Annotated in this window: 14 protein-coding genes; 11 read left to right on the top strand and 3 right to left on the bottom strand. The window is 50.3% G+C overall.

All coding sequences use genetic code 11. The features are described 5' to 3' along the window. The first annotated feature begins 10 nt into the window (after positions 1–10). The 5 genes from ABD028_RS16670 to ABD028_RS16650 all read left to right on the top strand — a co-directional run bounded on the left by ABD028_RS16670 (position 11) and on the right by ABD028_RS16650 (position 5,535). Positions 11–2,074: a TonB-dependent receptor plug domain-containing protein gene (locus ABD028_RS16670; RefSeq protein ID WP_343846366.1), complete on the top strand. Its 2,064-nt coding sequence runs from the start codon at positions 11–13 to the stop codon at positions 2,072–2,074. Positions 2,075–2,242: 168 nt separating this feature from the next. Next, entirely contained in the window at positions 2,243–3,373 is a 1,131-nt protein-coding gene (locus tag ABD028_RS16665) for a hypothetical protein (RefSeq protein ID WP_343846365.1), read from the top strand. A gap of 68 nt (positions 3,374–3,441) precedes the next feature. Further along, positions 3,442–3,990 (top strand): elongation factor P hydroxylase, encoded by a 549-nt coding sequence (locus ABD028_RS16660; protein ID WP_343846364.1) that lies wholly within the window; start codon positions 3,442–3,444, stop codon positions 3,988–3,990. Then, positions 3,980–5,098, top strand: a complete 1,119-nt coding sequence (locus ABD028_RS16655; protein ID WP_343846663.1) for an ATP-NAD kinase family protein — start codon at positions 3,980–3,982, stop codon at positions 5,096–5,098. The genes ABD028_RS16660 and ABD028_RS16655 overlap by 11 nt, the downstream gene beginning before the upstream one ends. A gap of 158 nt (positions 5,099–5,256) precedes the next feature. Further along, positions 5,257–5,535, top strand: coding sequence for a YfcL family protein (locus ABD028_RS16650; RefSeq protein WP_102795628.1), 279 nt, complete (start codon positions 5,257–5,259; stop codon positions 5,533–5,535). Between the two features lie 402 nt (positions 5,536–5,937). On the opposite strand, the gene ABD028_RS16645 is transcribed toward ABD028_RS16650, so the two are convergent. Continuing rightward, the gene (locus tag ABD028_RS16645; RefSeq protein ID WP_343846362.1) at positions 5,938–7,311 is read right to left on the bottom strand and encodes an L-serine ammonia-lyase; all 1,374 of its coding nucleotides are present in this window, start codon (positions 7,309–7,311) and stop codon (positions 5,938–5,940) included. Between the two features lie 222 nt (positions 7,312–7,533). On the opposite strand from ABD028_RS16645, the gene ABD028_RS16640 reads away from it, so the two are divergent. From ABD028_RS16640 to ABD028_RS16625, 4 genes are all read left to right on the top strand, one after another. Continuing rightward, a complete protein-coding gene (locus ABD028_RS16640) occupies positions 7,534–8,742 on the top strand; it encodes a DUF445 domain-containing protein (RefSeq protein ID WP_102795624.1) in 1,209 nt (402 codons plus the stop codon). A gap of 775 nt (positions 8,743–9,517) precedes the next feature. Further along, complete coding sequence (locus ABD028_RS16635) at positions 9,518–9,784, top strand: hypothetical protein (RefSeq protein WP_343846359.1); 267 nt, start codon at positions 9,518–9,520, stop codon at positions 9,782–9,784. Positions 9,785–9,886: 102 nt separating this feature from the next. After that, complete coding sequence (locus ABD028_RS16630; RefSeq protein WP_343846358.1) at positions 9,887–10,144, top strand: hypothetical protein; 258 nt, start codon at positions 9,887–9,889, stop codon at positions 10,142–10,144. Between the two features lie 104 nt (positions 10,145–10,248). Next, positions 10,249–10,563 carry a hypothetical protein gene (locus tag ABD028_RS16625; protein WP_343846356.1) on the top strand — a complete coding sequence of 105 codons (315 nt, stop codon included), beginning with the start codon at positions 10,249–10,251 and terminating at the stop codon, positions 10,561–10,563. A gap of 194 nt (positions 10,564–10,757) precedes the next feature. On the opposite strand, the gene ABD028_RS16620 is transcribed toward ABD028_RS16625, so the two are convergent. Continuing rightward, positions 10,758–10,925 (bottom strand): hypothetical protein, encoded by a 168-nt coding sequence (locus ABD028_RS16620; protein WP_343846661.1) that lies wholly within the window; start codon positions 10,923–10,925, stop codon positions 10,758–10,760. A 45-nt stretch (positions 10,926–10,970) separates the two neighbouring features. Next, positions 10,971–11,876, bottom strand: coding sequence for a LysR family transcriptional regulator (locus ABD028_RS16615; protein WP_343846354.1), 906 nt, complete (start codon positions 11,874–11,876; stop codon positions 10,971–10,973). Positions 11,877–11,980: 104 nt separating this feature from the next. Here ABD028_RS16615 and ABD028_RS16610 point away from each other — a divergent pair, with 104 nt between their 5' ends. Together ABD028_RS16610 and ABD028_RS16605 are read left to right on the top strand one after the other, a co-directional pair. After that, a complete protein-coding gene (locus ABD028_RS16610) occupies positions 11,981–12,430 on the top strand; it encodes a VOC family protein (protein ID WP_343846353.1) in 450 nt (149 codons plus the stop codon). Further along, positions 12,417–13,013 carry a glutathione S-transferase family protein gene (locus tag ABD028_RS16605; protein ID WP_343846351.1) on the top strand — a complete coding sequence of 199 codons (597 nt, stop codon included), beginning with the start codon at positions 12,417–12,419 and terminating at the stop codon, positions 13,011–13,013. Before ABD028_RS16610 ends, ABD028_RS16605 begins: the two co-directional genes overlap by 14 nt. Positions 13,014–13,178: the final 165 nt, after the last annotated feature.

The following is a 13,178-nucleotide window of genomic DNA, read 5'->3' as shown; positions in this document are numbered from 1 at the left end:
GGAACACGTTATGTTAAAGCTGGAGCCAGCGTTCAAATTATCCGCTATTGCACTGACCTTTGCCCTTGCCCAAGGGGCTTATGCCCAGGAGCAGGTTGAAAAGATAGAAGTTGTACACAAACGCAGCAGTATTTTGTCCGAGATTACCGAAAACAGTGAAAAACTGATTGCCATGCCCGGCGCATTGGGCGATCCGCTGCAGGCGGTATTTGCCCTGCCAGGAGTCGTGGCTGCCGGTGGTTCGATGGCGGCGCCCGCCGTGCGTGGTTCGTCCCCTAGTGATAACAGCTTTGAAGTGGACTTTATGCCGGCCGGCTATATTTTCCATGACTTTGGCAATTCCATCTTTAACAAACACCTGTTGCAAGACTTTCAGCTGTATTCAGCAGCCTATGGTCCCAGCTATGCCAACGTTACCGGCGCGGTGTTTGATGTGACCTTGCGTAATCCACGCCATCAGAATGTCAAAACCATTGTGGATATGAGCATGTTTAACTCCGGTGTGTTTGTCGAAGGGGCCATTAGCGATAATCTGGCGTTCTACCTGTCCGGACGTAAAAGCATGTTGCCGCTGTTTTTCTCCAAAGGTGAAGAGCTGGAAGACGAAGACGGTGAGAAGACCGGCGTGGTCATTAACGACGCGCCGGATGATAATGACTACCAGGGCAAACTGGTGTGGGAGCCCAACGGTAATAACCAGTTCAGTCTGTCTTTTACCGGTGCCAATGATAGCGCGGCGGCCAATTTTAATGAGCGGGCCGAATTGTCATTGAAGAATCCTGAATATCAGGGCGATGCAATCTTTAAACGCGGTTTTAACAGCCAAAGTCTGATCTGGGATCACTTTGCTGATGACTATCAGTTTAAGCTGGGCGTGGGGGGGCTCAGCGGTGATGAGCGCCTGGAATACGGTAAAGCGGCCACAGGTACGGATGGCTTTTACCAGGACGTTAAGAATAAACAAGTGTCGCTCAAAGGCCGTTTAAATTACCGCTTAAATCGCCGTCATCACCTGGTGGTGGACGCGGCCTATTATGATCAGCAGGTCAACGTAGATTACGACATGTTTTTGTACACCTGTACCGAATTGGATCCCGATTGTGACCTGAATAAAGGTGAGCGCATTAAGGACCAGCGTAAGGTGGACTTTGCCAGCCAAATGTTGTCGGTGGCGCATATCTGGCAGCTTAGCGAGGCGCTGGAGTCTGAGCTCGGCGTGCAGTGGCATCGCAATGATCTGACCGATGAGAATTTTGTTAACCCCAGACTGGCTCTTCGCTACCAGTTGGATGACAGCAATCGTATTAACTTCAAAGCCGGCCGCTATAACCGCATGCAGGATATTCCCTATCTGATGGAAGAGATAGGTAATCCGCAACTGAAATCTCAGACGTCAATGCATACCAGTCTGGGATTTGAGCAGGACCTGGCGGATGAGTGGAGCTGGTCGCTGGAAACCTATTACAAGACCATGGACAAGCTACCTCTGGCGCTAAACGGTTATGCTGATGCGGATAAGCTGTACAGCAACGAGGTGGAAGGGCGGGCCTATGGAGTGGACCTGATGATCAACAAAAACCGCACCGAAGATTGGTATGGCTGGTTGTCGGTTAGCTATGGCAAGAGTGAGCGCACCGACCTGCGCACGGATATCACCCGTGATTACTATGCAGATACGCCGCTGGTGATCAATGCCGTGTTTAACTATCAAATCAATGAGCGCTGGAATGCCGGCTTTAATTTAACCGCTCGCAGCGGTCAGGCCTATACGCCCATAGTGGGTGTTAAACATAATCCTGACTTTGAAGGGCGCTTTTTGCCGGTGTATGGCGATCCTTTCTCTGAACGATTCGATACTTATGGTCGCCTGGATGTGAGGCTGGAGCGTAAAGTCGATTTCTTTGGTCTGGATGCCAAGCTGGTGATGGAAGTGATGAATATCCTCGGCGTGGAAAATATCAGCCATGTGGATCTGGATTATCGTAAGGTCAAGTCCACGTCAGATTTGATTATCAAGGAGGAAGAAGATGACTTTGGTATCCGGCCTTCAGTAGGTTTTAGTGTGACCTTCTAAGCAGAAAGGTTAAATGACAAGCCAGACACCAGCTGGCTTGTCAGTCTGATAATTTTCATACATCAGGTATTTCTCTGGATAAACAATAAACCCTATGCCTTTGCTATAGTAAGTCGTGACGTCGGGCTGAGGCGACTACTGCACCTAGGGTGAGTCAGAGGAGGGTTGTTGTATAGATTACAAACACGCATCGGTTTACATCGTTTCACCATGCGCACTGTGATTGGTCTGAGTTTACTTTGGTATCTGCCCGTTAGTGCGCAGGACGCCAGTACTGCGGATAGCCAGATCGAAAAAGGCCGGGCTCTGTATGCAGAAGCCAACAATTACCTGATGACCATGCCGGCCAGGGCCCTCAATACCCTGCAAAATAACCTGCCATTTTTACAATACCTCAGCCCTGAAGAGCAGTTCGATTGGTACTTCGCCACCTATCGCGCGGCTAAAGCGATGGATAAATCTGCCATTGCAACTCAGGCACTGGAATCCCTGGTGGAGTATGATGTAAACCAGTTTCGGGCGCACAAACAGGTATCACTGCTGAGTGCGTTAGGCATTTATTTTCGTGAACACCAGGCCTTCACCTTGGCCGGGCGGGTGTTTCAATGTGCTATCAGCCGAAGCGTGACTATTGACCAGAAGCTGGCGTTGTCTGTCAGTTTGGCGCTTATTTTCCGTTTTCAGGCTGACTATGAGTCGGCCACTACCATGTACGAGGCGGTTATTCGTAAAGCGAAGCAAGTCGGCGCAACCATCCATCAGGCCAATGGCAACAACAATCTCGGTGTGGTGTTACTGATGCAAGGTGAGCCGCTGGCCGCGGCGCCGCATTTTGCTGAAGCGCTGGAATATAATCAACTGGCAGGCAGACGCAGTGCTATGACAAACAGCGGGATTAATCTGTTACTGTCATACCTGCTGTCTGGTCAGAAAGAGCGTTATCTGCGTTTGGACACCAGGGTTGCGCATATGATTAAAGGCAGTACCAACCAGTCTAAACAAGCCTATTACGCCGCGCTGCAACTCCTTAATCAAGCCAGTCAGCAAGGCGGCGCCGATGAAAAAATGCAGGCTGATTTCTTGCACAACTTTGCCAATATCGATGATTACGGGATCCAGACGATTCTGGCCCGCATTGCACCGCAATTTGGCATGGTGGGTGATTTGCCTGTTTTTATGCCAGAAAAACCGTTACCCGCGCTAATAGACTGGTTTGAAGCACAGGCTATTTGTCAGCAGGTTGGTAAAGAGAGGTTGTCGGCACAGCAACTGGCCGCCGACTTGCTTGCTACCCGTTAGTACACGGCTTGGGCCGTGGCTCAGCCGGTGATACAATCCGCGCCGGTTATTGTGGTAGTGGAGCCGTTGTGTCAGACGTACATCAGGTTGAAGATTTAATCAGGTTGTTTAACGGCCAGTTTGCGGCCAGTCATAACACACGTCTGGTGCGCGGTAACCATGAGCCTTTGTATTTGCCAGCTAACGCGCAAACCCCATTTCATCAGATTATTTTTGCCCATGGCTATTACGCCAGTGCCCTGCATGAAATTGCCCATTGGTGTCTGGCGGGGGCAAAACGCCGTTTGCTGGAAGATTATGGTTACTGGTATTGCCCGGATGGGCGCAATGCCGAGCAGCAGGCGGAGTTCGAGAAAGTCGAAGTCAAACCTCAGGCCATTGAATGGGGCTTATGCGTAGCTGCGGGCAAGACCTTTCGGGTCAGTACCGACAATCTTAATGGCGTAGAGCCGGATCGTGCCGCCTTTAGTCGCGCCGTGCGAGCTCAGGCCGTTAAATATCTGCAAAACGGCTTCCCGCCCAGAGCCAGGCAGTTAATGCATTGCCTGCAAGACTTTTATCAAACACCAACCATCTGTGCGGCAGACTTTGCTGTGGAGGAATATGATGTCCTTTAAACTAGGGCTGATAATCAACCCCTATGCCGGTATTGGCGGTGCTCTGGCTTTGAAGGGCAGTGATGGCAAAGAGATAAGGGAGAAGGCGCTGGCCATGGGGGCAAAACAGCTTGCGCCCGAGCGTACCCGTCAGGCGCTGAGTGTTTTACTGCCCTATGCGGATAGGCTTGACATCCTTACCGCATCCGGACCGATGGGGGAAGACCTGTGCCGGGAAATGGGCTTTCGCTGCCGCTGTATTTATCAAAGTCCTGCTCAGTCTGAGCCGCAGGATACCGAAAATACTGCCCAGGCACTGATGGCAGAACCAGTGGATTTATTGCTGTTTGCCGGCGGTGATGGCACGGCCCGCAATATCTGTAGCGCGGTGGAAGACAAAGTACCGGTACTGGGGATTCCGGCTGGCTGTAAAATTCACTCCGGAGTTTACTGCGTAACGCCTAAGGCTGCCGGGCGGCTGGTAGAAATGCTGGTGCAGGGCGAGCTGGTCAGTTTGCTTGAAGCCGATGTCATGGATATTGATGAGTCTGCCTTTCGCGACGGCAAAGTACGGGCCCGCCGCTACGGCGAAATGCGAATTCCCTCTGAGCTGCGCTATGTGCAGGCAGTCAAAATGGGCGGCCGGGAGTCCGATGAGCTGGTGCTGGAAGATATCGCCGCCCATGTGATTGAACAGATGGACGATGAGCTGTTTATTATGGGCTCGGGTTCGACCGTGGCGGCCATTATGACGGAAATGGGCCTGGAAAATACGCTGCTGGGGGTGGATTTGGTCCGGCATCAGCAGTTAGTGGCCAGCGATCTTAGTGCTGGGGAATTACTCGAAGCGATTCAGGGCCAGCCAGCCAAGTTGGTGATTACCTTAATTGGTGGTCAGGGACATACTTTCGGCCGTGGCAACCAACAACTGAGTCCGGCGTTGATTCGGGCTGTGGGCCGGGACAATATTCTGCTGGTGGCCACTAAAACCAAATTGCAGTCACTTAATGGCCGGCCGTTGATTGCTGATACTGGCGATGCAGAACTGGATAAGGCATTAAGCGGGTTAATACCGGTGATTACCGGCTTCCACGACCAGGTACTTTACCCGGTTGCTTCACCCGAATAACGTCTGTGTATTGCTAAACCACAGAGTCACAGAGGGCACAGAGAACTGCACACAAAGCTTCTCGCTGTGACAGAGGCACGAAGAAATAGACGCAGAGTTTGCTGCAATTGCTTGAGATCTTGGTGTCTCTGCGGTGAAATATAGTAGTAAGGAATAACATGTCAGAGCAACGTTTTAATCAATTTGTCGATGAGGTGGAAGCCGCCTTTGACCAGGCAGTAATGGATGGCAGCGATCACGAGCTGTTTATTTCCAGTTACCTGAGTGGACATTTTTCATTGATGGTGGCCCGCGCTTTAAATAGTGCGGAATATTGCCTGGAGAAACTGGACAGCGCCATGCAGCAAAGTCTGACGCAGGCTTTCGCCAATCGCGAACTGGAAAGCGCCGATCAGGCTCAGGTACAGGCACTGTGGCAAAAAATGCTGAGTAAATAGTCAGCAGCAGGCTTTTGGGGCGAGCAATCTTGGTATGACGTTCAACCTTGTACCTGTTTCTAGCCAGGGCGCCGTGGTGCAATGAAAGGCATGCAGAGCAGCACTATAGGCAAGGTGCGGTATTCTATCTTTGTTGGGCTAAAGCCCAACCCACAGTGGGTCGGACTTAAGTCCGACATCCCGTTGACTGTTTTACGCTGCCGCCCGGGCTTCCTGCCCGGAAAAGAAACGGCTCAACACTCTATGATATTTACCGCCAGACCGCCGCGAGCCGTTGACTGTTTTACGCTGCTGCCTATCCCTGTGCAGCCGCTTGCTCACCCGCCTTCGCCCTGGCGATAAAGTGTGATTTATCTGGTGCTACGGCGGGTGACCGGGCTTCCTGCCCGGTAAAGAAACGGCTTAACACTCTATGATATTTACCGCCAGACCGCCTCTAGCCGTTTCTTTGTACTTCGACTTCATATCGTTGCCGGTGTCCCACATGGTTTTGATCACTTTATCCAGTGAAACCTTATGGTCGCCGGTGCCGCGCATGGCCAGGCGGGCAGCGTTAATGGCTTTAATGGAGCCCATGGCGTTACGTTCAATACAAGGCACCTGCACCAGGCCACCGACCGGGTCGCAGGTCAGGCCCAGATTATGCTCCATCCCGATTTCGGCCGCGTTTTCCACCGCCGATACACTGGCCCCCATAATTTCTGCCAGGGCGCCGGCGGCCATAGAGCAGGCTACGCCCACCTCACCCTGACAGCCTACTTCGGCGCCGGAAATTGAGGCGTTTTTCTTATACAGAATGCCAATAGCTGCAGCGGTCAGCAGATAACGCACGGCGGTATCTTCATCCACGGGGCGCACAAACTTATCGAAGTAACAGAGTACCGCCGGAATAATCCCCGCAGCACCGTTAGTTGGAGCAGTTACCACCCGGCTGCCCGCCGCGTTTTCTTCATTGACTGCCAGGGCAAACAAATTGACCCAGTCCATGGCGGCCATAGGGTCGGCGCTTTTCTCGTTTTGCAGTTTGCGATACAAATCCGGGGCACGACGTTTCACTTTCAGCCCGCCAGGCAGTATGCCTTCGGTCATTTTGCCTTTTTCCACACAGGCCGCCATCACCTGCCAGATATGCCAGAGCTTGGCGCGGATTTCCTTGTCGCTTTGAAATACCTGCTCGTTTTTCAGCATCAGGGTACTGATGCGCATACCGTGCTCTTTGCAGTGCGCCATCAGCTCGGCGGCGGTTTCAAACGGGAAGGGCACCGGTTTTTCATCATGCTTGAGGGCGGTGGCTTTTTCGTCCTCGAAGTCTTGTTCCTTAATAATAAAGCCGCCACCAATGCTGTAGTAAGTCTGGCTGGCCAGTAGTTCTTCGCCCTGGTAAGCAAAAAAGCTCAGGCCATTGGAATGTAATTTCAGGGTTTTTCGGCGGTGGAAGACAATGGCACCTTCACGGGGGAAACTCACGTGCTTTTCGCCGCCTAAGTTGATTTGCTGGGTTTTATCTATATCCGCCAGCATGGCGTCAACCTGATCCACATCCACGGTTTCCGGATCGTGCCCCAGCAGCCCTAAAATGACTGCTTTACCTGTGCCATGGCCTTTACCCGTCTGACCCAGTGAACCGTACAACTCGGTTTTGACAAAATCAGTGCGCTCAAACAGCCCCTGGTCTTTCAGATCCTGCAAAAAGGCTTTGGCGGCACGCATAGGGCCGACGGTATGGGAGCTGGACGGGCCGATGCCAACACTAAACATGTCAAATACACTGATCATAGGGTTCTCTTTATGGATTTCTTATAACTGACCAATATTGACCATTCTGGTCAATCTGACAAACAGACAAAAGTAATAGTGCGGATTAGAAAAGTTAATGCGATGTAAAGTTTCGCGTAAACAACCGCAAAGACTCGCGCTTTTAGATTGACCATTCTAATTTCTATCGTTAGCCTGATTTAAGGCTGCTACACCATTAGAAACAGGCGCTAATTCTCTGATATGGAATGGAATATCGACACCCTGATATTGTTGCTTATCCCGCTGACCAGCGCTTTGGTGGGGTGGTTTACTAACTATCTGGCAGTCAAAATGATGTTTTACCCGCTGGAGTTTGTCGGCATCCGGCCTATCTTCGGCTGGCAAGGGCTGATCCCTGCCAAGCGTCGCAAGATGGCAGAAATTGAAGTGGAACTGGTATTGGGCAAATTGCTCAGTGTCGAAGAAATTGTCAATCGGCTGGATGCCGGGCAACTGACCAGTGCCATTGAACGCCGCCTTAAGCAGGTGCTCAGACGCATCGTTAATGATGTGATGCAGCAATCCGCCCCTAACTTGTGGGCCGCATTGCCGGTGCAGGGCAAAAACCTGGTGTACAGCCGGGTGGAACTGGATATCCCTAACGTGGTGCGCAAGATGGTGCACGATTTCCAGCAGAACGTGAGCGAAATCTTTGATATCCGCGAAATGGTGGTGGAACAACTGTCTAAAGATCCCGAGCTGATTAACGAGATTTTTCTCAAAGCCGGGGCCAAAGAGTTCCCCTTTATTGAGCGTTCCGGCCTGTATTTCGGTTTTCTGTTTGGTTTGCCCACTATGCTGATTTGGTCGTTCTACCAGTTCTGGTGGATCCTGCCCTTAGGCGGCCTGATTGTTGGCTATGCCACCAACTGGATTGCCATCAAAATTATCTTTGAACCTAAGCGACCGCATAAGGTGGGTATTTTTACGGTTCAGGGGATGTTTTTGAAACGCCAGAAGGAAGTGTCGCGGGTTTATGCCGAGATTATCGAACAGAAGCTGCTTAACTCCCAGAATATCACCCATGCGGTATTAAAAGGCGCAGGTTCAGCGCAGTTGCTGGAACTGATTGAGCTGCATGTTAATGATGCCATTGAGCGCTATGTGGCACTGGCCCAGCCATACTTTGCCCTGGCGGTGGGCAGTGATGACTATTTCCGGATGAAAGAAATGGCGGTTAAGCGCATCTTTGAGGACTCGGATAAATTTCTGCACTATGCCCATGACTATGCCAATGGCGCGCTGAATATTGGTGAGGATCTGCGGGTTAAGATGGAAGCCCTGAGTCCGGAGGAATTTGAAGGGGTGCTTCGTCCGGCGTATAAGCAGGATGAATGGAAACTGATTATCGTTGGTGCGGTATTAGGAATGCTGGCCGGGGTAGGACAGCTTTATTTGATGTTGTTGTAGGTTGTCGGCAAAGGCTTCTCGCTGTGACGCTAAGTTCGCAATGATACTTTCAAATACTCTGTGTTCTTTGTGCCTCTGTGGTTATTTACGATTTTTTTGGAAAGAATTTTTCACCACAGAGTCACAGAGAGCACGGAGAAGAGCTTGGGTTATTAGGATATCTCTGCGGTGAGAGGTTTCGTGTCTTTTAGTGTGGTTTGCGGTCAAAGTGAATTTATAAGCCACATCACCGTGAAAAACACGAACGACACGAAAAGGTTTGTCGCTGAGGCGCTAAGTTCCCAGTAGTGCTTTCCAAATACTCTGTGGTCTTTGTGGCTCTGTGGTTATTTATGATTTTTTGGAAAGAATTTTTCACCACAGAGGCACAGAGGGCACGGAGAATAGCTTGGGTTATTAGGATATCTCTGCGGTGAAGAAGTATCGAAAACTGAAAAACTATGTGTATTGATACAGGTGTAATAGATAGCGTTAGAATCAGCCTGTTTTGACGAAGTTTATCAAGAATGTACACTCACTTTCCCCAAGCGCCGGACACCCAACCCTTTGTAAAGCTTGAAGAAGGTGAAAACGTTGCGTGTTTACTGAGACCTCGCTTACACTGCATTCTTACCTTCCCCACAAATGCGCTAAGCGTGAAGTTGCAAAGTGTAGTGTTAACTATTTGAACATAAGGGACTACTGTGAAGATGGAAGGGCAATGTTACCGACGAAAATGCGAACATTATTGCGAGTTCAATATAATAAGCTGTTATTTTTACAGAGGACATCAGTCATGAATGGAAAATTTGGTGTTGTAGGTATTATGGATGGCTGGAAGAAGGGAGATTTGCCCGGGAATCAGATGGTCAATATCGTCCTAAATTCCTATGGGACCTTGAATGATAGTTCGGTAGCAATTACTGCCCAACTGGCATCAGATCAAGAAGTCGACTATGCCGTTGATCAACTAATAAAGGACCTTGAAGTTGCTCGCAAAAAGGCCAAGGAAAAGATCAAGAAAACGAATGAGAAGATTCGGTCCTCGCTCAGCGAAAAATAACAAGGCCAGGCACGGCGACGGCTTTTCCGTTGCGGCATCGCCTTCACTGCAAAGCCGCGCGTGCTGGCGGCGTTATATTTTCCTGGGAGACGTGAAGGAACGATGAATATAGAAAAATGGGAGAAAATTCGGTCGAAAGGTAAAAAGAGGTTCATTTGGGTTACTGGAGTTCTGGGTTGGGGTGTTACGACAGCTGTTATATGGTCGATAATCATGGAGCTTTATCAGCCATCAACTGACATTTGGATTCGACCATTAATAGCACTTATCATCTTTCCAATAGGTGGAGTAGCTTTTGGGCATCTGACTTGGAAGTATTCTGAAGAAAAGTACGCGGCCCTTAAAAATGAAAAAATATAACAAGTCGTTGAACGCATGCGCCAGCAAAAAGCGCTGGCACGGACTCGCAAACTACGCTCGCCCGTTAACGGTGCGTCCTGTTTTTCTCAGGAATCGTGAAATAAATGGATTTAGCTAAATATCAAAAAGTAAAAGTTGTCCTGTTTGGTTTGCTATTACCTACACTGCTTTTAGCTTATACCGTTCTTTTGTTATTGTCTGGCGAGGTGGTTTTCTGGGCTCACTCAGCTACAATTATTTATCATTCTAACGAAGCTTATTTTTTATCTTTACTTTGGTTTGGTGCTAGTGGTTGTATGTATAGTTATTTTCTACTGCGTCCATTAAAACTTTTCTCGCATTCTAAGCGAAAATTAATTCTTAATTTTTCAACGTTTTTACTTTGTGTAGGTTTATTAGCAGCCATATTTTTAGTATAAAAACATAACAAGTGACAGTGGTTAAAGAACCAACAAACTGAGCAGTGCTAATACATCATCTCTTGCGAAACGAATAAGTAACAATCCTGCTAACCTGGCACGCAGGTAGTTATACAAAGGCAAGCAGTAGCGCCGGGCATACCTATCCACAGCTTAGATAGAAATATGCTTTACCCCCAAAGCGCTGGAGGAACCTAAACTGATTTCGCCAAAAAACCACCCGCCAATACCCGAAATGCCTCAATGGCCTTAGGTAGCACAGTTTTAGGCTCTGGGCTGGCCGCGACCCAAAGGGCGGCATTGAGTGTGGCAGCACCATTTAGCAGTCGGGCAGCGGCTTCGGCATCGACTTGTGGCAGGATGCCACATGCCCTTGCTGCTTAACAACATTCTTAATACGCATTGCCCTACAAGGCACTAATACGCTGGCGCAGCCGCGGCGCGGCAAAATCTAAAAAGCTGCGCATTTTCAGCGGCATCATGCCACGGGAGGTATGCAACAGATGTATGGGCAGTGGTGGCGGTTCAAACTCCGGCAGAATAATCTGCAATTTGCCCTGTGCAATAGCATCGGCGGCTTGATAATGCAGTAGCCGGGTAACCCCCACCTGACGTATTGCTGCACATAATGCGGCGTCATTGTTGGTGACTGACAGCCTTGGCTGAATATTCAGTTCCTGCAATGTGGATGAGCCTGGCTGGGTAAAGCGCCAGGTTGCCACGGCGCGGTTGGTGTCGGACGTTACGCAGGGCATATGCAAGAGATCATCCGGGTACCTGGGCACACCTGTTGTGGCCAGTAGCGCTGGGTTTGCACAAGCGATCACGCGAACCTGACCAACCTGGGTCGCCACCATTGTGCTGTCGGGCAGGCGGCCAATTCTGACCGCCATATCCACATGGTCCTCAATCAAATCCAGATTATGATCCGCCAGTAGCAAGCGCACCTTAATGTCGGGATACAGGGCCAGAAATTCACTAATGAGCGGCAGCACATGTAAGCGGCCAAACATTTGCGGGGCGGTGACCACTAGCTCGCCCTTGGGTTGGGTATATTCGCCTGTGGCCTGACGCTCGGCTTCCTCAACCTGTTCAAGAATGCGCTTACAAGCCGCTACATAGTGTATGCCCGCTTCAGTCAGACTGAGTTTGCGGGTAGTACGCACCAGTAAGCGGGTGCCGAGTTGCTTTTCCAGCTCAGACACTTTGCGGCTTAAGGTGGCCAGCGGCACGCTCAATGCTTTACTGGCGGCAGAAAAACTGCCGGTATCCGTCACCTTAATCAGCATGGCCATGGCGTCAAGACGATCCATTTTATTCCATTAATCGGAAATATATTTCTCAAAATTACCTGATTATCTTGTTATTTGAAAGATGTCAGACTGCTTCGTGAACAATAAACAGGAGGCCTGACGGCATGCATTCCACTTCGACAGACTGCCCACAACCGGCCATTGGCTATGACCATGTGGGCATTCGGGTATCCAACCGACAACGGGCCCTGCGCTTTTATCAGGGGCTGGGATTTCGTGAAACCTACCGCATTCCCCGTGGTGAAGCCAATGAGATGGCCACGCCGGCAGGGGTGCGAATTAACCTGATTTTTAATGGTGCCACACGCCCTGGCGCAAAAAATGTGTTGCTGGATGAGCCTGTCAAGCTTCCGGGTATGACACATCCGGCCTTTTTGGTGGCTGATATTCAGCAGTTTCAAAACTGGCTGACACAGCAGGGCATCGTGATTACCGAAGGCCCTAAGCGCATCGGGCCACGCCGGGTGGCCCTGTTTATCCGTGATCCGGACGGCAATGTACTGGAGTTTAATCAACTGATCCCTGCGGAGGGCGAAAACCATGAAACTGTATGATTTAGAGGTATCGGGCAATTGCTATAAAGTGCGTTTATTTGCTGCCCTGGCGCAGATTGAGCTGCAACTGGTGCCGGTGGATTTTAGTCGCAACGAGCATAAAAGCGCGGCCATCTGTAGCCTGAATCCCTGGGGCCAGGTGCCTATTTTGCAGGACGATAATCTGGTGTTACGTGATGCCCAAGCCATCCTGGTGTACCTGGCCGGACGTTACGGCGGTGAAGCCTGGTGGCCGGGTGAGGCCCATCTGCAAGGGCAGGTGATGCAGTGGTTGTCGGTGGCCGCCAGTGAAATTCAGCATGGCCCTAATGCGGCCCGGCTGGTGAAGAAGTTCGGTGCGCAGTTGGATATGCAACAGGCGCAGGCGCGCAGCGAACACATTCTGGGCCTAATGGATAAACATCTGGCGGAGCAGTCATGGCTGGCCGTGGGCAGGCCAACCATTGCCGACTGTGCGGTATTTCCTTATGTGGTACTGGCCTGGGAAGGGGAGGTGGATATTAGCCCTTATCAGCATATTCAAGCCTGGATAACGCGTATAAAAGCATTGCCTGGGTTTATTGGTATGCCTGGGGTTAGGTAGTCTCTCACTGGGATTCAAACTCGTTGGCCAAGTCAACAAGGTAATCCGGTGCTCTGCTTTTGTTTTTATACAACAGAGCACTATCTCCGAATGTGCATCAGGGCGTGAGCGCACTTTGTTAATTCCATTAACCAAAGAGTAATTCTGCTCTGAAATTATCATCGA

It is taken from the genome of Bowmanella denitrificans (assembly GCF_039522935.1).
Classification (GTDB): Bacteria; Pseudomonadota; Gammaproteobacteria; order Enterobacterales; family Alteromonadaceae; genus Bowmanella; species Bowmanella denitrificans.
The sequence above is the reverse complement of the archived record's forward strand: the minus strand, read 5'-3'. Positions and strand labels throughout refer to the sequence as shown.